We start from the raw sequence: 17,035 nt of genomic DNA, 5'->3' as shown, positions 1-17,035 counted from the left end.
CCCGAAGCCCCCACCCCCGAATCCCCCGACGAAGACCCCACAGGAGGCCCGCAGTGAACGGCGCGCTGGACGTCGCCCTGCGACTGCTGGTCGTGTTCGTCGTCTTCCTCACCTTCCCGCTGATCGTCGGCCAGACCGAGCACAAGGTGATGGCCCACATGCAGGGCCGCCTCGGCCCGATGTACGCCGGCGGCTTCCACGGCTGGGCCCAGCTCATCGCGGACGGCGTGAAGTTCGCGCAGAAGGAGGACGTGGTCCCGGCGGGCGCCGACCGCCGCGTCTTCCAGCTCGCCCCCGCCGTCGCCCTGCTGCCGTACCTCCTTGTCCTGCTCGCCATCCCGATCGGCCCGAGCGAGGGAGCCGTCGGCCAGGTCCTCGACGCGGGCGTCTTCTTCGTGCTCGCGGTGATGGGCGTCGGCGTGCTCGGCTCGCTCATGGCCGGCTGGGCCAGCGCGAACAAGTTCTCCCTGCTCGGCGGCCTGCGCACGGCCGCCCAGCTGCTCGCCTACGAACTCCCGATGCTGCTGGCGGCCGCCTCGGTCGCGATGGCCGCGGGCACGGTCTCCCTGCCCGGCATCCTGCACGCCTTCCACTGGTGGTGGGTGCCCTGGCAGATCGTCGGCGCGCTCGTCTTCTTCACCGCTGGCCTCGCCGAACTGCAGCGCCCGCCGTTCGACATGCCCGTCGCCGACTCGGAGATCATCTTCGGCGCGTACACCGAGTACACGGGCCTGCGTTTCGCACTCTTCCTCCTCGCCGAGTACGCAGGCATCGTCGTCCTGTGCGGTCTGACCACCGTCCTCTTCCTGGGCGGCTGGCACGGACCCTGGGGCGCCGACGGGCTCGGCTGGCTGTGGACCCTGCTGAAGACCGCGATCCTCGCCTTCGTCGTCATCTGGCTCCGCGTCACCTACCCCCGCCTGCGCGAGGACCAGCTCCAGAAGCTCTCCTGGACCCTCCTCGTCCCCCTCTCCCTCGCCCAGATCGCCCTCACCGGCATCGTCAAGGTGGTGATCAGCTAATGGCCCCCATTCCTGGCAGTGGCCTCGCCAAGGGCCTGGCCGTCACCCTGCGCACGATGACGAGGAAGTCCGTCACCGACCAGTACCCGGACGCCCAGCCCGAGCTGCCGCCCCGCACCAGGGGCGTGATCGGTCTGTTCGAGGAGAACTGCACGGTCTGCATGCTCTGCGCCCGCGAGTGCCCGGACTGGTGCATCTACATCGACTCCCACAAGGAGACCGTCCCGCCGGCCGCCCCCGGCGGCCGTGAGCGCAGCCGCAACGTCCTCGACCGGTTCGCGATCGACTTCTCCCTGTGCATGTACTGCGGTATCTGCATCGAGGTCTGTCCTTTCGACGCCCTGTTCTGGTCCCCGGAGTTCGAGTACGCCGAGACCGACATCCGCGACCTCACCCACGAGCGGGACAAGCTCCGCGAGTGGATGTGGACCGTCCCGGCCCCGCCCGCCCTGGACCCCGCCGCGGAGGAGCCGAAGGAGATCGCCGCCGCCCGCAAGACCGCCGAGAAGCTGGCGGCCGCGCAGGCCCAGCCGGGGGAGGGACAGTCATGAACCTCGCCTCGACCGTGAGCCTGGCCGCGGCCCGGCACGGCTTCCTGTCCCCGACCGGCGTCGAGATCGCCTTCCTGCTCGTCGGCCTCGTCACCTTCGGCGCCGCCCTGATCACCGTCACCACCCGCCAGCTGGTGCACGCCGCCCTGTGGCTGGTGGTCGCGCTCGGTGGCCTCGCCGTCGAGTACCTCCTGCTCACCGCCGAGTTCATCGCCTGGGTGCAGGTCCTCATCTACGTCGGTTCCGTCGTCGTCCTCCTCCTGTTCGGTCTCATGCTCACCAAGGCGCCGATCGGCCGCTCCCCGGACGCCGACTCCGGCAACCGCTGGGTCGCCCTCGCCGTCGCGCTGGCCGCCGCCGTGGCCCTGGTCTGGGTGGTCGGCGACGCCTTCCGCACCACCTGGATCGATCTGACCGGCCCCGCCGCCGGCACCACCCGGGTCACCGGCGAGAGCCTGTTCCGGAACTGGGTGCTGCCCTTCGAGGCCCTGTCCGTCCTCCTCCTCGCGGCACTGGTCGGCGCGATCGTCCTGTCCCGCAAGGCGAAGGCGGAGTCGGGCCCTCCCCCTGTGAACTCCCGGACGGTCACCGAGAGTTCCCCTTCCGTCACGGATTCCGGAATTCACCCGGCCGAGAAGGAAGGAGCCCGCTGATGCACCTCGCCTACCCCGCCGTACTCTCCGCCCTCCTCTTCTGCACCGGCCTGTACGGCGTCCTCGCCCGCCGCAACGCGATCCTGGTCCTGATGTCGGTCGAGCTGATGCTCAACGCCGTCAACCTCAACCTGGTCGCCTTCGACGTCTGGCTCAGCCGGGCCGCGAAGGAGACCCTGCACTCCGGCCAGGCGCTGACCCTGTTCACCATCGCCATCGCCGCCGCCGAGATCGGCATCGGCCTGGCGATCGTGCTCGCCGTCTACCGCAACCGCGGCACCTCCGACATCGACAAGCTCCGCGACACCGCCGAGGGCCCCGAGACCGGCGGCCCCGGCACCGAGGGCCCCGGCACCTCCGCGGCCGAGAAGACCGAGGCCACCGCGTGACCACGACCACCCTCGCCGTCCTCGTCCCCCTCCTGCCGTTCCTGGGCGCCGCGGCCGGCCTGCTGCTCGGCCGCACCGCCCCCGCCTTCGTCCGCCCGCTCGCCGTACTGCCGCCGCTCGCCTCGCTCGTCCTGGCCGCGGTCATCGCCGCCCATCAGGGCGGCGGCCGCTCCGTCGACGCCCACACGGTGCTGACGCCCACCGGCTCGGTCCCGATCGAGCTGGCCCTGCACATCGACGGCTTCGCCGCGCTCGTCGCGATCCTGGTCGCGTTCGTCGCGACCTGCGTGCAGATCTACTCGACGGGCTATCTGCGCGACGACCCGCGCTACCCCTCCTACGCCGCTCTCGTCTCCCTGTTCACCTCCGCGATGCTCCTGGTCGTCTACTCCGGCGACCTCATCGTGCTGCTGGTCGGCTGGGAAGTCATGGGCATCTGCTCCTACTTCCTCGTCGGCCACTACTGGGAGACCCCCGAGGCCCGCGCCGCCTCCCTGAAGGCCTTCCTGGTCACCAAGCTCGGCGACGTGCCGTTCCTCATCGGCCTGTTCGCCCTCGGCACCGACGCCGGGTCGTTCCGCATCACCCGCGTCCTGGGCGCCGTGGCGAGCGGCGACCTGCACCACCCGACGCTGATCGCCCTGCTGCTCCTCGCGGGCGTGGCCGGCAAGTCGGCGCAGTTCCCGCTGCACACCTGGCTCCCGGACGCGATGGCGGGCCCCACGCCCGTCTCGGCGCTGATCCACGCCGCGACGATGGTCGCCGCCGGTGTCTACTTCATCGCCCGTCTCCTCCCGGTCTTCGAGGCCTCCCAGGCCGCGATGGTCGTGCTGGCCGTCATGGCCGCCGTCACGATGGCCGGCTCGGCGCTCGCCGCGCTCGCCCAGGACGACATCAAGCGCGTCCTCGCCTACTCGACGATCGGTCAGCTCGGCTACATGACCGGCGCGCTCGCCGTCGGCGACCGCGGTGCCGCCGTCTTCCACCTCCTGTCCCACGGCGCCTTCAAGGCGCTGCTGTTCCTCGCGGCCGGCGTGATCATCCACGCCGCCGGCACCAACTCGCTGGCCGCCATGTCCCGCATGCGCGGCCTGCGCGACCGCGTCCCGGACGCCTACTGGACGATGACCGTGGCGCTGCTCGCGCTCGCCGCGATTCCGCCGTTCAGCGGCTTCTTCTCCAAGGAGTCCGTCCTCGGCGCCGCCGAGCACGTGGTCGACGGCCACACGGACCACGCCCCGGGCGCCGCCGGCTGGATCGTCCTCGTCGCCGGCATGCTCACGGCCCTGCTGACTGCCGCCTACGCGACCCGCCTTTGGCTGCTGGCCTTCCACGGCCGGGGCACCGCGGCCCCCGACCACGGCCGCCAGCCCCTGACGATGACCGTGGTGCTGTGGGTCCTGGCCGTGCCCTCCCTGGCCTTCGGCGGCCTCGCCTACCGCTCGCTGCCCGGCTGGTTCGACGGCCACGCCCTGACCCCGACCCTCCTCACCTCCATCCTCGGCACCGGCCTCGCCCTGGTCGGCGCACTGCTCACCTACGGCGCCTGGCAGCGCACCAGCGCGCTCGCCGCCCGCGTCCCGGCGGCACCCGCGCCCTCCTTCGAGTGGGAGCACCTCCAGGGCGAGGCCGCCGCGCACCCCGAGGGCGACGCGAGCTTGGTCGAGGCCCACGCCCTCGCCGACCACGGCCCGGCCGACCGCGACCTCGCCCACGCGCCCGACCCCGGGCGGCTGCTGCTCGGCCCGCTGTACCGGTACGCGGCCGCCGGCTTCCACCTGGACGCCGTGTACTCGGCGCTGTTCGTCCGCCCGGTCCAGGCCGGAGCGAGTCTCGTCCGGTTCCTCGACCGTGAGGTCGTCGACACCTACGTACGCGGCGCGGCCGCCCTGCCCCGGCTGCTCGGGGCCGCCGTACGGCGGGCGCAGACCGGCAATGTGCAGACCTATGTGAGCGCGCTGCTCGCCGGCACCGTCGTCCTGGCGGTCGCCGTCGTCCTCGTCGCCACGGGAGCGTGAGCAGGCGTGATCGATATCAACGAGTCCGTGATGCAGTTCCTTCTGGCGTTGATCGTCGCCGGCCCGCTCCTCGGCGCCGTCGCCGCTCTCCTGCCGCCCCCGCCCGGGCTGAAGGGGAAGTCGCCCGAGCAGGCCGTGCTGCGGCACGGCGTCACCGTGACCGGCGTGATCCTCATCGCCGTGATCGTCCTGGCGCTCGGCTTCGACCACGCCCACCCGTCGAGGATGCAGGCCACGACCGATATCAGCTGGATCCCCGCGCTCGACGTGCGCATCCACCTCGGCATCGACGGCATCTCCCTCCCGCTGCTGGTCCTGACCGCGCTGCTGACCTTCCTCTGCGCGCTGTACTCCTACTTCAAGCCGCCCGCGGGCGGTTCCCCGAAGGCGTTCGTCGCGCTGCTGCTCCTGCTCGAGTCGGGCACCCTCGCCACCTTCGCCGTCCTCGACCTGCTGCTGTTCTTCCTCGCGTTCGAGATGGTCCTCATCCCGATGTACTTCCTCATCGCCCGCTGGGGCGGCGAGGGCCGGACCCGGGCCGCGTGGAAGTTCATCCTGTTCACGCTGCTCGGCTCCGTCGTCATGCTGCTCGGCCTGCTCCTGATCGGAATCAAGGCGGGCACGTTCGACATGGTGGCACTCGCCACTGACAACGGCCGTTCTCTCACCGCATCCGTGCAGGTCATCGCCGTTCTGGCGATCGGGATCGGGCTCGCGGTCAAGGCGCCGATGTGGCCGCTGCACAGCTGGCTGCCCGACGCCCACACCGCCGCCCCGACCGTCGGCTCGGTCATGCTGGCCGGTGTCCTGCTGAAGATGGGAACGTACGGGTTCGTCCGGATCCTGCTGCCGATCGCGCCGCACGGCTTCCACACCTTCGCGCCGTACCTCGCCGCGTTCGCCGTCGTCGGGATCATCTACGGATCCCTGGCCTGCCTGGCCCTCGCCAAACGGGGTGCCAAGGGCGACCTCAAGCGCCTGATCGCCTACTCCTCCGTCGGCCACATGGGCTTCGTCCTGCTGGGCATCGCCACCATGACCCCGACCGGCGTGAACGGCGCGCTGTTCGCCAACATCGCCCACGGCCTCATCACCGGCCTCCTGTTCTTCCTGGTCGGCGCGCTGAAGGACCGCACCGGCAGCACCGACCTCGACACCCTCGCCGAAGAGACCGGCGCCGCCCTGTACGGCAAGGCTCCGCGCCTCGGCGGCCTGCTCGCCTTCGGCGCGGTCGCCTCGCTCGGCCTGCCCGGCCTCGCCGGGTTCTGGGGCGAGATGCTGGCCCTGTTCGGCGCGTTCAAGCCCGCGGCCGACCTCGGCCGGCCCGCGTTCCTCACCTTCATGGCGATCGGCGCGTTCGGCACCCTGCTGACGGCCGCGTACATGCTGATCGTGGTCCGCCGCGTCTGCATGGGCGACGTACCCCAGGACATGCCCGAGCTCGCGGACGTCCACGGCTACGAGCTCGCCGCCTGGACCCCGCTCGTCGCCCTCACCGTCGCCGCCGGACTGTGGCCGAGGGCCCTGCTCGGCCTGACCGACCCGGCCGTGCAGCAGCTCCTCGCAGGAGGCACCCGATGAGCGCCCAGCCCCTCGCCGAGTCGCTGATCCAGTCCGTCGACTGGCTCGCCGTCGCCCCGCCGGCCATCGCCGCCGCGATGGGAATCGTCGTCCTGGTCGCCGACCTGTTCCTGCCCGAGGCCCGTAAGCCGCTGCTCGGCCGACTCTCCGTCGCGGGCCTCGCCGTCGCCGCGCTGATGCTCCTGCCACTCCTGGACGGCGACCGCAGCACCTTCTGCGTGAACGGCCACGCGCGCGCGTGCAGTTACACCGCCGACCACTTCACGCTCGTCATCCAGTTCCTGGTCCTCGGCGGCGCCCTGCTCGCGGCTCTGCTGTCCGTCACGAACCTCGACGACGACCGGCGTCGCGTCCCGGCGGGCGAGTTCTGGTTCCTGCTCCTGTCCTCCGCGGCCGGCGCCGCCCTGCTGCCCGCCGCCCGCGACCTGGCCACCCTGATCGTCGCCCTGGAGGTCGCCTCCCTGCCGGCCTTCGCGCTCGTCGGCATCCGGCACGGCGACAAACGGTCCGCCGAGGCCGCCCTGAAGTTCTTCCTGTCCTCGGTCACGGCCACCGCGGTCAGTCTGATGGGCATCAGCTTCGTCTACGCCTCCACCGGCACCCTCTACCTCACCCAGGTCGCCCAGCGCCTGCCGCACGTCGACGGACAACTGCACACCCTCGCCCAGACCGGTGTCGTCCTCACCCTGGTCGGCTTCGCCTTCAAGACGGCCGCCGTGCCCTTCCACTTCTGGGTGCCCGACACCTACGTGGGCGCGCCGCTGCCCGTCGCCGCCTACCTGTCGGTCGTCGGCAAGGCGGTGGGCTTCACCGGTCTGATCCTCGTCACCGTCGTCGCGTTCCCGTCGTACGCCGACGTCTGGGGGCCCGCGCTCGCCGTTCTGGCCGCCCTCACCATGACCGTCGGCAACGTCGGCGCCCTGCGTCAGCAGGCCACGCGCGCGTACAGCGCCGTACGACTGCTCGCCTGGTCCTCCATCGGGCAGGCCGGCTACCTGCTGGTGCCGATCGCTGCCGCCGGATACGCCAAGAACCCCCAGAAGGAGATCGGCTCCACGGTCGCCTACGCGCTGATGTACGCCGCCGTGAACCTCGGCGCGTTCGCCGTCGCCGCCCTGGTGGGCCGCAGCAGGGCCCTGAACCGGATCAGCGACTACCGGGGCCTGTACGCCACCAACCCGCTCACCGCGCTCCTCCTGGCGTTCTTCCTGCTCTGCCTGGCCGGGCTGCCGCCGGGCATCATCGGCCTGTTCGCCAAGGTCACCGTGTTCTCGGCGGCCGTCGACGCGGGCCTCGGCTGGCTCGCCGTCGTCATGGCCGTCAACGTGGTCATCGCCCTCTTCTACTACCTGCAGTGGACGGCCCTGCTGTTCCGCGCCCCCGAGGGCGAGCCCGCCCGGCACCCCGTTCCGGCCTCGCTCACGGCGGCCATCGCCCTCACCGGGGTCGTCGGCGTGGCCCTGTCCGGAGCACCCCAGCTGGTCCTCCGTTTCGCGGCCACCGGACTGTTCTGAGAAACCGCCCCGCGCGCGTGGAGCATCCGTGCGTCCCCCGCGCGTGAGGGCAAAGCAGCACGTCACCCGTACAGCCGACCGGTGCCCGCGCGGGCACAGGGAACTCGTGGCCGTCGCCTGGCGTTGTCACAAGCGGGAGGGTCCACTGGACCAAAGTGTTCCCCAGCTGCACGATTTGGAGGACGTACGGTGCACCGCCGGCACAACGGGCTCAGGACCGCAGTACTCCTCGGGGGACTGTCCGCACTCATCATCGTCATCGGCAGCTTCTTCGGCCGCACCGGACTCATCGTCGCGGTCCTGATCGCGCTCGGCACGAACGCGTACGCGTACTGGAACAGCGACAAGCTGGCGCTTCGCGCGATGCGCGCCCGCCCGGTCAGCGAGTTCGAGGCGCCTGCGCTGTACCGAATGGTCCGTGAGCTGTCCACGCAGGCCCGCCAGCCCATGCCCCGCCTGTACATCTCGCCGACGGAGGCCCCCAACGCGTTCGCCACGGGCCGCAACCCGCGCAACGCCGCGGTGTGCTGCACCGAGGGCATCCTGCGCCTGCTGGACGAGCGCGAGCTGCGAGGCGTGATCGGGCACGAGTTGAGCCACGTCTACAACCGGGACATCCTGATCTCCTCGGTCGCCGGCGCTCTCGCCTCGGTGATCATGTTCCTGGTGAACTTCGCCTGGCTCATCCCGATCGGCCGCTCGGACGACGACGACGGCCCCGGCCTGCTCGGCATGCTCCTGGTCATGATCCTCGGCCCGCTCGCGGCCACCCTCATCCAACTGGCCATCAGCCGCTCCCGCGAGTACGAGGCGGATGCCTCCGGCGCTCAGCTCACCGGCGACCCCCTCGCCCTCGCCAGCGCGCTGCGCAAGCTGGAGGCTGGCACCCAGCAACTCCCGCTGCCGCCCGAGCCCCGGATCGAGACCGCGAGCCACATGATGATCGCGAACCCCTTCCGCGCGGGCCAGGGACTGACGAAGATGTTCTCCACGCACCCGCCTATGGCGGAGCGCATCGCCCGGCTCGAAAAGATGGCAGGTCGTTACCGGTGAAGACCATCCTGAACGTGATTTGGCTCGTCCTGAGCGGCTTTTGGCTGTTTCTCGGTTATCTGCTCGCCGGCGTCCTGCTGTGCATCACGATCATCGGTATCCCGTTCGGCATCGCCGCCTTCCGCGTCGGCCTCTACGCCCTGTGGCCCTTCGGGTACACCACGGTCGAGCGCCGCGACGCGGGCGCCCCCTCCTGCATCGGCAACGTCCTGTGGCTGATCCTGGCCGGCTGGTGGCTGGCGCTCGCCCACATCGTCACCGGCATCGCCCTGTGCATCACGATCATCGGTATCCCGTTCGGCATCGCCAACTTCAAGCTGATCCCGGTCTCCCTGCTGCCCCTGGGCCGCGAGATCGTGCCCACGGACCAGCCGTTCGCCTCCCGCTGAGCAGGACACCGGGTCACGCCTCGCGCCGGTCCGCCCACCACCGTCGTACGCCGTAGGCCGCCGCGCCCGCCGCGAGCACGCCCGCTCCCGCCGCCACCGAGACGGCGGGCAGCGCGAACGCCAGCGTGGCGCAGCCCAGCAGGCCCACCACGGGCACCGCGCGGGACAGCGGGGCCGGACTCAGTGTCCACGCGGACGCGTTGGCGACGGCGTAGTAGGCCAGTACGCCGAAGGAGGAGAAGCCGATCGCGCCGCGCACGTCCACCGTCGCGGCCGCCATGGCGACCACCGCGCCCACGGCAAGCTCCGCCCGGTGCGGCACTCGGAACCGGGGATGCACGGCCGCCAGAGCCCTGGGCAGATGCCCGTCCCGGGCCATGGCGAGCGTCGTGCGGGACACCCCGAGGACCAGCGCGAGCAGCGACCCCAGCGCGGCCACCACCGCCCCCGCGCGCACCACCGGCACAAGCGCCGGCATCCCGGCCGCCCGCACGGCCTCGGCCAGCGGCGCCGTCGCGTACCCGAGCCGGCCCGCACCGAGGACGGTGAGCGCGGCGACGGCCACGCACGCGTACACCACCAGTGCGATCCCCAGGGCCAGCGGGATCGCGCGCGGGATGGTCCGTGCCGGATCCCGTACCTCCTCGCCGAGGGTCGCGATCCGCGCGTACCCGGCGAACGCGAAGAACAGCAGCCCGGCCGCCTGGAGCACCCCGCCCGCGCCGGACGACAGCCCGATGTCCAGCCGTCCGGCGCCGGCCTGCCCGGAGGCGAGGCACGAGACGACCACGGTTGCGAGGACGGCCAGCACCACGGCCACGATCACCCGCGTCAGCCACGCCGACTTCTGGATCCCGCCGTAGTTCACGGCCGTCAGCGCCCCGACCGCCGCGACCGCCACCGCGTGGGCCTGCCCCGGCCAGACGTACGCGCCCACGGTGAGCGCCATGGCCGCGCAGGACGCCGTCTTGCCGACCACGAACGCCCAGCCCGCGAGATACCCCCAGAAGGCGCCCAGCCGCTCCCGCCCGTAGACGTACGTCCCGCCGGAGGCCGGGTAGCGGGCGGCGAGGCGGGCCGAGGACATGGCGTTGCAGTAGGCCACCAGGGCCGCGAGCGCCAGCCCGGGCAGCAGCCCCGTGCCGGCCACGCGCGCGGCCGGCCCCAGGGCCGAGAAGACGCCCGCCCCGATCATCGAACCGAGACCGACGACCACGGCGTCCCGCACCCCCAGCGTGCGTCGCAGTCCGGTGTCGGAAGGTCTCACGCGCCGCACCCTACCGACCCCGCAACCAGGTGGGGGACCTGTGACGTCCTCTCCACCGACGAGACACGTACGTGTGCGTGTCGACAGCGGGTCCTCACCGGATCATCAGCAGCCGAACAGTGCGAAGACAGTTCGGAAGGGCAGGTTCACGGCATGGGCATCATCGCTTGGATCATCCTGGGCCTGGCGGCCGGAATCATCGCCAAGGTCCTCCTGCCGGGACGTGACCCCGGCGGCTTCATCGGTACGACCCTCATCGGCGTCGCCGGCGCGTTCATCGGCGGCTGGATCTCGGCCCGCTGGCTGGACCACCCGATCACCAAGAGCTTCTACGACGGAGCCACCTGGGTGGCGGCCGTCGGCGGTTCCCTGGTGCTGCTGATCGTCTATCGCATCCTGTTCGGCAACTCACGCGACTGAGCGCCGCGTCACACCGCGCGGGCGCCGTGCGCAGGAGCGACGAAGAGTGGGCCGCCCGATGCCCGGGCGGCCCACTCTTCGTGTTCTCACCGATCTCCTACCGGTGAACGCCGCCCCTTTGGATCGCTGGTGTCCTACCGGTAGTTCACGAACTGCAGCGCGAAGTCGAAGTCCTTGCCCTTCAGGAGCGCGATCACCGTCTGGAGGTCGTCGCGGCTCTTGGAGCTGACGCGCAGTTCGTCACCCTGCACCTGGGCCTTCACGCCCTTCGGACCCTCGTCGCGGATGATCTTCGCCACCTTCTTCGCGTTGTCCTGGGAGATGCCCTCCTCGATCGATGCGAAGATCTTGTACTCCTTGCCGGACAGCTGGGGCTCGCCCGCGTCCAGCGCCTTCAGCGAGATACCGCGCTTGACCAGCTTGGACTGGAAGACGTCGAGGACAGCGTTCACCCGGTCCTCGGAGTTCGCCTCCATGAGGATCTTCTCACCGGACCACGAGATCGAGGCACCCACGCCCTTGAAGTCGTAGCGCTGCGAGATCTCCTTGGCGGCCTGGTTGAGGGCGTTGTCGACCTCCTGCCGCTCGACCTTCGAGACGATGTCGAAACTGGAGTCGGCCATGTCCTGTGGCTCCTTGTATCGGGTGCGTATCGGGTGCGTGCCGGCGTGCGCGGCGGCGGCCGCCGGGCCCGGCAGGGCGCCGGACCGCATCCGCACCAGCCTAGCCACCCGGCGAGCCGACGGGTGGAGATCAATCGGGTGGCGAAGCACCCCTCCGTATCGGGTATTGTTTACGTCGTTGCCAGGGAGCACCGCCGAAAAGCGGTTCGATCTGGTCGCCACCCCGGCGGTGTGCCCGAGCGGCCAAAGGGAGCAGACTGTAAATCTGCCGGCTTCGCCTTCCCAGGTTCGAATCCTGGCGCCGCCACACTGGGGAAAACCCCCTCTGATCAGGATATTTTCCTGATCAGAGGGGGTTTTTCGTTGTCGGCATACGTTCGATTCGCCGTGGACGAGGTGCGGCCGTGCCTCACCTCGTACCGCCCGTAGCCCGTCGTCAGTGAAGCCGTCAGTCAGCGCGTGTCCCCCAGTTGGCCCCCGGGGGAGAGGATGATCACTGCATCGCATCCGTCGGTCCGGAAGAGCCGCCCATCAGGTGCCGTGCCCTGCGCGGCGATGTGCTCCCGCAGCATGCGGACGAAGTGCGGCGGGATGGGCACCGGCCGGGTACGCCGTTGTGGCCAGGGTGTTCACCGGGGGGCCGAGGTGCCGACGCGGGCGATGAGGAGGGCGATGTCGTCCTGCGCGGGGGTCGGGGCGAGGCGGTTGATGAGGGTGTCGGCTAGCTCGTCGAGGGACGGATGGGTGCCGGCGAGGAGGTGGGTGAGCTCCTCCAGGCGCTCATCGAGGTCGTGCTCGCGGGCTTCGACGAGCCCGTCGGTGTAGAGGACGAGCACGGTCCCGGGAGCGACGGGGATCTCGGTGGTCGTGTAGGAGATGCCACCGATGCCGAGCGGTGCGCCAGGGGGCAGGTCGATGAGGTGGGCAGTGCCGTCGGGGGTGATCAGGGCAGGAGGTGGGTGTCCGGCCCGGGCGAGCCAGCAGCGGTTGGCCGCGGCGTCACAGACGCCGTACAGGCATGTGGCCAGGATCGGGCCGTCGAGGTCCTGCATTGTCTGATCGAGGTGGTGCAGGAGCTGGTCGGGGGGCAGGTCCAGGCGGACGAGGGCGCGGAGTGTGCTGCGCATCTGCCCCATGACGGCGGCGGCGGGGATGCCGTGCCCCATGACGTCGCCGATGGCCAGGGCGGCCTTGTCCGGGGTCAGAGTGGCCACGTCGTACCAGTCACCGCCCACCTCACTGGCGTCGGAGGCGGGCAGGTAGCGGTGGGCGATCTCGATACCGCCAGGGGGGCTGAAGCTGCGGGGCAGCATGCTTCGTTGCAGCGTCAGAGCAGTGTCGTGCTCGCGGGCGTAGCTGAGGGCGTTGTCGATCGCCACGGCGGCCTTGGCCGCGATTTCCTCGGCATCGGACAGCTCGTCCTCCGCGAACGGGCTGGGGTTCTCCGCTCGCCAGAGGCCGATCGCACCCACAAGTGTGCGCCGTGAGTACAGCGGGGCGGTGATCAGTGAGTGCATGCCGTAGTCCAGCAGGTTGCGGGCCTGGTGGCCGTGATGGGCCCGCCATGCAGAGGAGGTACGAAGATCCGGCGCGAAGGTCGCGCTCGCGGTCGCGAGAGCGATATGTGAGTCCACGGGGTCGAGCGGGGGGTCATCGCGGACTCCACCCAGTGCGACGCGGCGAGCCCATGCGCCGTGGTCGGCGAGCGGCTCGTCGACGAGCAGGACGGGCAAGGCCAGGTCGACGGTGACGAAGTCGGCGAAGCGTGGGACCAGCACGCGCACCAGTTCCTGTGCGGTCTGCTTCGCGTCGAGAGTCGCGCCGATGACCATGCTGGCTTCGTACAACAGTCCGAGGCGCTCGTGAGCGTGACGTGCCTGCTCACGACTCTCCTCAAGGGAGCAGGCCATGGTGTTGAACGCTGTCCCGAGCTGCCCGATCTCGCCCCTGCCGGCTTCGGGCATCCGCACGGAGAGGTCGCCGTCGGCGAGCTGAGAGGCCACGCCGGCCGCCTTGCGGACCGGCCAGACGACGGCCCGGATCACGTACCCGGCGAAGGTCGCGATGAGGAGCATTGAGCCGGTAAGGCCGATCGACGCTGCCACGACCGCTTCCCGGGCGTCAGCGTTGGCCGCGCTTTCACGCGCCCTGATCAGGGCTTGCTGCGTCGAGTCGTACCGGTCGAACTGCTTCCTGAGCGCGTCGACCCGCCGCTTCCCTTCCAGCGTCGCCGCGACGCCGTGTGCACGGGAATCCCCGCGGCTCGCAGCTGCGACCAGCGGAATCGAGTAGTCGTGGATGAGGGACTCGCCGGCCTGCCTGATGTGCTGGGCCAGTGTCCTCTGGCTGGGGGTGGTGCTGAGACGTACGAGTTGCTGTGCCTGGCCGGAGAACGTGGTTCGGGCGGTCTGCCATGGCTCAAGGAACTGCTTCTCCCCGGTGATGACGAAGCCGCGCTGGCCTGTCTCCAGGTCGACGATGAGTCCCTCGACCGTCCTCGCCTGGGCGAGCGCCGTCTGTGTGCGGCGGTCGGCGGCCGTCGACTCGCCGAGCCCGATGATCGACCAGAGCAGCATCGTGAAGGCAAGCCCGATCAGTAGGGCGAGCAGCCCACCGGCGACGGCGGTAAGGGGCACCAGCCCCGCACGTGCGCGTCTCTTGCGTGGACCTGACATGCGCATCCCCTGCCCTGCGCACGAACCGGTGGCCGAGTCATCAGCAGGGCGGTCTCGCGGTGAGCTCCGTCCCCTTGAGTCTAGGTTGGGTGCGCCGGACCCGCCGGGGTGGCTGCAAAGCCGCGGTCGGCCGCCGTCCGACTCGTTTCCCCAGGTGTCCCATAGCGCCTGCTATCAGGGAAGGCGCAGGTCACAGACGTGGGCGGAGCCTGCTGCAAATCTGCCGGCTGTGCCCTCCCAGGTTCGAATCCTGGCGCCGCCACACGGGCTCTCGTCGTTTGCGCGATGTCCGATGTCCGATGTCCGATGCCTGATGCCTGATGCCTGATGCCTGATGCCTGATGCCTGATGCCTGATGCCCGATGCCGGAATCACCTGTCCCGCCCGTGCCACTGGATCTTGACCGTTTGCCATCGGACTTTGACGGACGCGAGTTTGTGTCATCGGAGTTTGATCACCGCAGGTCAGCGACTCAGCGCACCAAAGGTGCGCTGAGTCGCTGACCTGCACTTATGTGCAGTGCCTCGTAAACGTGTAGGTCAGAGCCTTGCGATCGTCATGCAGGCTGCTCGATTTGTGGGGACGGGGGGTCAGGAAGGCTTGACCGCCGAGACCGGGGTGACGGTCACCTTGTTGTCGCACTCGGCCCACACCCCGTCGTTCAGGGCGACCTGGTGCTTCCCGGAGTGCGGTAGCCCGATGACCATCGTCGGATACGTCACCGGGTCCTTGCCCGACACGCAGTAGCCGTCGGCCTCCCCCTGGACCTGGACGAAGGTCAGCTTCACCCACGCCTTGCCGTGCGGCCGGACCGTCACGGTGGCCGCCCTGCCGGTGGGGGTGACCTTGAGCGGGGTGTTGTGGGCGGGGGAGCCGTTGCCGGCGCCCGCGACCGTCGGATGGCCCTTCAGGACGCACGTCCTCCGGGAGACGTTGGTGAACTGCACGACCGCCGCCCCGGTCCCGGTCCCGACGGGCCGGTGGACGGCCTGCCAGGCGCTGACCTGGAGGGCGGAGGCCGGGCAGGCGGGCGGCGGGGTGGAGGTGGTGGTGCTCGCCGCCATGGCGGTGCCGGGCAGGATGCCGGTCACCGCCGCCGCGACGGCCGCGACCGCCGTCGTCGCCAGAGCCGCCCTGCGAATGCCGTTGCTGTGACGCATGCTGTCTTCCCCCTGAGTCGTCTCGTCCGCGGGTTTCGGTCGTCGGTTGTTGCCCCGCGGTACGCGTGGTCGTGGTACGTGAGTGCAGACAGGGCGGGAGAGCGGCAGGGTTCCGTGCGGCGACTACTTGTGATGGAACGGTGACGACAGGCTGCACCCGTGCAGATGGCCGTCAGGGCAGACAGAAGCACCTCCAGCGCGCCACGGGTTTACCACGCCCCCGGCGCGCACCGAAGGTGCGCTGCGCTGAGTCGCTGACCTGCGGTGATCAAACTCCGATGACACAAACTCGCGTCCGTCAAAGTCCGATGGCAAACGGTCAAGATCCAGTGGCACGGGACATCACCGATCGGCTCGCCCGGGGCGGTCGTCCTTCACTAGAGTCGAACGTATGAACGATGACTTGGGGATTCTGACATGAGCGGTCCGGGTGCGGGTCCTGACGGTGCGGACGATGCTGGAGCCATGGCCGGGAAGCGACCCGTCATCGTGCACCTGCCGTCCCCGAGCGGCGGCCGCCGGATCCGTGTGGACGGCGAGATCCTCGGCCTGGCGCACAACGTGCGGGACCTGGTGGAGTTCCTGCGCCGTGCGGGGCTGGAGATCGAGCCGGAGCAGGTGGCCGACTCACCGCTGATCGACTGGCGCGGGGTGGGGCCCGACCGCTGGGAGGCCGAGACCCGTACCTGACGGCGCTGTGCCCCGCGCCACCGCGCGGGGCACACTGACGGCATGTCCTCCCGACGCAGAACCTGCCCTGTGTGCCGCCGCGACATCGCCGTCGTCGCGGGCCGTTTCGCGCGGCACGACCCGCCCGGGGCGCGGGAGAACGCGGAACTCGTCTCCTGTGCCGGGTCGCGGCAGCAGGCACAACTCGCGGCGGTCCAGGCGGCGTTGGACGGATATGCCGTACCGGAGTTTCCCGGGCAGCTGCCCCTTTTCTGATCTTCTGACGTGCTTGGCTTCTGACGGGGTGACAGCGGGTGAAACCACCCGGCGCGGTGGTGGCTCCGACCGGTCAACGGCTGGTGGGCCGGCTCAGTTCCCGGCCACCGACTTCACCGCCACGGACACCGGCTGCGATCCGCTGATCAGCTCCAGCGTCAGACCGGTCGTCGCCGGGGTGTCCACCAACTCCGCGAGTACGGCCGCCACGTCGTCCCGGGGCACCGGACCGCGCCCGGTGTGCGCCTCCAGCCGGACCAGTCCGGTGCCGGCGTCGTCCGTCAGTGAACCGGGGCGCAGGATCGTCCAGTCCAGGGCCTGCTGACGGGTCACGTGCGCGTCCGCCTCGCCCTTGGCCCGCAGATACGCGTCGAAGACGTCGTTGCCCTGGTGCGCGGGATCCGCGCCCATCGAGGACACCACCACGAAGCGGCGTACGCCCGCGCGTACGGCCGCGTCCGCGAACAGCACTGCCGCGCCCTTGTCCACCGTCTCCTTGCGGGCCGTACCGCTGCCCGGGCCCGCGCCGGCCGCGAAGACCGCCGCGTCGGCGCCCTGCAGATGCGCCGCGACCTCCTCCACCGATGCGGACTCCAGGTCGAGCAGGACCGGTTCGGCACCGGCCGCCCGCAGATCGTCGCCCTGCTCCGCCTTGCGGATGATCCCCGCGACCTCGTCCCCGCGCGCGGAGAGCAGGCGCTCCAGCCGCAGCGCGATCTGACCATGACCACCAGCGATGACAATGCGCATGAATCCGACCGTACGCCCGAAGAAG

Annotated in this window: 17 protein-coding genes and 1 tRNA gene; 13 read left to right on the top strand and 5 right to left on the bottom strand. The window is 70.5% G+C overall.

Annotated elements, in window-relative coordinates; translation table 11 throughout:
• Positions 1–53: 53 nt before the first annotated feature.
• The 9 genes from ADK64_RS24155 to ADK64_RS24115 all read left to right on the top strand — a co-directional run bounded on the left by ADK64_RS24155 (position 54) and on the right by ADK64_RS24115 (position 9,170).
• Positions 54–1,022 carry a complex I subunit 1/NuoH family protein gene (locus ADK64_RS24155; protein WP_053661929.1) on the top strand — a complete coding sequence of 323 codons (969 nt, stop codon included), beginning with the start codon at positions 54–56 and terminating at the stop codon, positions 1,020–1,022.
• Positions 1,022–1,573, top strand: coding sequence for a NuoI/complex I 23 kDa subunit family protein (locus ADK64_RS24150; RefSeq protein ID WP_053661928.1), 552 nt, complete (start codon positions 1,022–1,024; stop codon positions 1,571–1,573). The genes ADK64_RS24155 and ADK64_RS24150 overlap by 1 nt, the downstream gene beginning before the upstream one ends.
• Complete coding sequence (locus ADK64_RS24145) at positions 1,570–2,226, top strand: NADH-quinone oxidoreductase subunit J (RefSeq protein ID WP_053661927.1); 657 nt, start codon at positions 1,570–1,572, stop codon at positions 2,224–2,226. The genes ADK64_RS24150 and ADK64_RS24145 overlap by 4 nt, the downstream gene beginning before the upstream one ends.
• Positions 2,226–2,615 carry an NADH-quinone oxidoreductase subunit NuoK gene (gene nuoK, locus ADK64_RS24140; protein WP_053661926.1) on the top strand — a complete coding sequence of 130 codons (390 nt, stop codon included), beginning with the start codon at positions 2,226–2,228 and terminating at the stop codon, positions 2,613–2,615. The genes ADK64_RS24145 and nuoK overlap by 1 nt, the downstream gene beginning before the upstream one ends.
• The gene (locus ADK64_RS24135; RefSeq protein WP_053661925.1) at positions 2,612–4,633 is read left to right on the top strand and encodes an NADH-quinone oxidoreductase subunit L; all 2,022 of its coding nucleotides are present in this window, start codon (positions 2,612–2,614) and stop codon (positions 4,631–4,633) included. Before nuoK ends, ADK64_RS24135 begins: the two co-directional genes overlap by 4 nt.
• A gap of 6 nt (positions 4,634–4,639) precedes the next feature.
• Positions 4,640–6,214 (top strand): NADH-quinone oxidoreductase subunit M, encoded by a 1,575-nt coding sequence (locus ADK64_RS24130; RefSeq protein WP_053661924.1) that lies wholly within the window; start codon positions 4,640–4,642, stop codon positions 6,212–6,214.
• Complete coding sequence (locus ADK64_RS24125; protein WP_053661923.1) at positions 6,211–7,728, top strand: NADH-quinone oxidoreductase subunit N; 1,518 nt, start codon at positions 6,211–6,213, stop codon at positions 7,726–7,728. The genes ADK64_RS24130 and ADK64_RS24125 overlap by 4 nt, the downstream gene beginning before the upstream one ends.
• Before the next feature lie 189 nt (positions 7,729–7,917).
• Positions 7,918–8,781, top strand: a complete 864-nt coding sequence (gene htpX / locus ADK64_RS24120) for a zinc metalloprotease HtpX (protein WP_053661922.1) — start codon at positions 7,918–7,920, stop codon at positions 8,779–8,781.
• On the top strand, positions 8,778–9,170 hold the full coding sequence (locus ADK64_RS24115; RefSeq protein WP_053661921.1) for a YccF domain-containing protein: 393 nt from the start codon (positions 8,778–8,780) through the stop codon (positions 9,168–9,170). The genes htpX and ADK64_RS24115 overlap by 4 nt, the downstream gene beginning before the upstream one ends.
• 13 nt (positions 9,171–9,183) lie before the next feature.
• Here the strand turns inward: ADK64_RS24115 and ADK64_RS24110 are convergent, their stop codons facing one another.
• The gene (locus tag ADK64_RS24110; RefSeq protein WP_053661920.1) at positions 9,184–10,437 is read right to left on the bottom strand and encodes an APC family permease; all 1,254 of its coding nucleotides are present in this window, start codon (positions 10,435–10,437) and stop codon (positions 9,184–9,186) included.
• Between the two features lie 153 nt (positions 10,438–10,590).
• Between ADK64_RS24110 and ADK64_RS24105 the strand changes: the two genes are divergently transcribed.
• Positions 10,591–10,857, top strand: coding sequence for a GlsB/YeaQ/YmgE family stress response membrane protein (locus ADK64_RS24105; protein WP_053661919.1), 267 nt, complete (start codon positions 10,591–10,593; stop codon positions 10,855–10,857).
• Positions 10,858–10,991: 134 nt separating this feature from the next.
• On the opposite strand, the gene ADK64_RS24100 is transcribed toward ADK64_RS24105, so the two are convergent.
• A complete protein-coding gene (locus ADK64_RS24100) occupies positions 10,992–11,480 on the bottom strand; it encodes a YajQ family cyclic di-GMP-binding protein (RefSeq protein ID WP_053661936.1) in 489 nt (162 codons plus the stop codon).
• A 225-nt stretch (positions 11,481–11,705) separates the two neighbouring features.
• Between ADK64_RS24100 and ADK64_RS24095 the strand changes: the two genes are divergently transcribed.
• Positions 11,706–11,787, top strand: a tRNA-Tyr gene (locus ADK64_RS24095).
• 322 nt (positions 11,788–12,109) lie between these two features.
• Here ADK64_RS24095 and ADK64_RS24090 read toward each other — a convergent pair.
• Together ADK64_RS24090 and ADK64_RS24085 are read right to left on the bottom strand one after the other, a co-directional pair.
• The gene (locus ADK64_RS24090) at positions 12,110–14,116 is read right to left on the bottom strand and encodes a SpoIIE family protein phosphatase (protein WP_053661918.1); all 2,007 of its coding nucleotides are present in this window, start codon (positions 14,114–14,116) and stop codon (positions 12,110–12,112) included.
• Positions 14,117–14,745: 629 nt separating this feature from the next.
• Positions 14,746–15,315, bottom strand: a complete 570-nt coding sequence (locus ADK64_RS24085) for a DUF4232 domain-containing protein (protein ID WP_053661917.1) — start codon at positions 15,313–15,315, stop codon at positions 14,746–14,748.
• 465 nt (positions 15,316–15,780) lie between these two features.
• Here ADK64_RS24085 and ADK64_RS24080 point away from each other — a divergent pair, with 465 nt between their 5' ends.
• Together ADK64_RS24080 and ADK64_RS24075 are read left to right on the top strand one after the other, a co-directional pair.
• Positions 15,781–16,005 (top strand): hypothetical protein, encoded by a 225-nt coding sequence (locus tag ADK64_RS24080; protein ID WP_199829699.1) that lies wholly within the window; start codon positions 15,781–15,783, stop codon positions 16,003–16,005.
• Positions 16,006–16,047: 42 nt separating this feature from the next.
• A complete protein-coding gene (locus tag ADK64_RS24075) occupies positions 16,048–16,260 on the top strand; it encodes a hypothetical protein (protein ID WP_053661916.1) in 213 nt (70 codons plus the stop codon).
• A 93-nt stretch (positions 16,261–16,353) separates the two neighbouring features.
• Here the strand turns inward: ADK64_RS24075 and ADK64_RS24070 are convergent, their stop codons facing one another.
• Positions 16,354–17,010 carry an SDR family oxidoreductase gene (locus tag ADK64_RS24070; protein ID WP_053661934.1) on the bottom strand — a complete coding sequence of 219 codons (657 nt, stop codon included), beginning with the start codon at positions 17,008–17,010 and terminating at the stop codon, positions 16,354–16,356.
• Positions 17,011–17,035 lie beyond the last annotated feature (25 nt).

Source organism: Streptomyces sp. MMG1121, from assembly GCF_001280015.1.
Taxonomy (GTDB): domain Bacteria; phylum Actinomycetota; class Actinomycetes; order Streptomycetales; family Streptomycetaceae; genus Streptomyces.
The sequence above is the reverse complement of the archived record's forward strand: the minus strand, read 5'-3'. Positions and strand labels throughout refer to the sequence as shown.

What these genes read in the sequence shown, in the direction of transcription:
- ADK64_RS24150 (WP_053661928.1), top strand. Translation starts at nt 1,022, where the DNA reads ATGGCCCCCATTCCTGGCAGTGGCCTCGCCAAGGGCCTGGCCGTCACC.
- ADK64_RS24145 (WP_053661927.1), top strand. Translation starts at nt 1,570, where the DNA reads ATGAACCTCGCCTCGACCGTGAGCCTGGCCGCGGCCCGGCACGGCTTC.
- nuoK (WP_053661926.1), top strand. Translation starts at nt 2,226, where the DNA reads ATGCACCTCGCCTACCCCGCCGTACTCTCCGCCCTCCTCTTCTGCACC.
- ADK64_RS24125 (WP_053661923.1), top strand. Translation starts at nt 6,211, where the DNA reads ATGAGCGCCCAGCCCCTCGCCGAGTCGCTGATCCAGTCCGTCGACTGG.
- ADK64_RS24105 (WP_053661919.1), top strand. Translation starts at nt 10,591, where the DNA reads ATGGGCATCATCGCTTGGATCATCCTGGGCCTGGCGGCCGGAATCATC.
- ADK64_RS24100 (WP_053661936.1), bottom strand. Translation starts at nt 11,480, where the DNA reads ATGGCCGACTCCAGTTTCGACATCGTCTCGAAGGTCGAGCGGCAGGAG.
- ADK64_RS24085 (WP_053661917.1), bottom strand. Translation starts at nt 15,315, where the DNA reads ATGCGTCACAGCAACGGCATTCGCAGGGCGGCTCTGGCGACGACGGCG.
- ADK64_RS24080 (WP_199829699.1), top strand. Translation starts at nt 15,781, where the DNA reads ATGGCCGGGAAGCGACCCGTCATCGTGCACCTGCCGTCCCCGAGCGGC.
- ADK64_RS24075 (WP_053661916.1), top strand. Translation starts at nt 16,048, where the DNA reads ATGTCCTCCCGACGCAGAACCTGCCCTGTGTGCCGCCGCGACATCGCC.
- ADK64_RS24070 (WP_053661934.1), bottom strand. Translation starts at nt 17,010, where the DNA reads ATGCGCATTGTCATCGCTGGTGGTCATGGTCAGATCGCGCTGCGGCTG.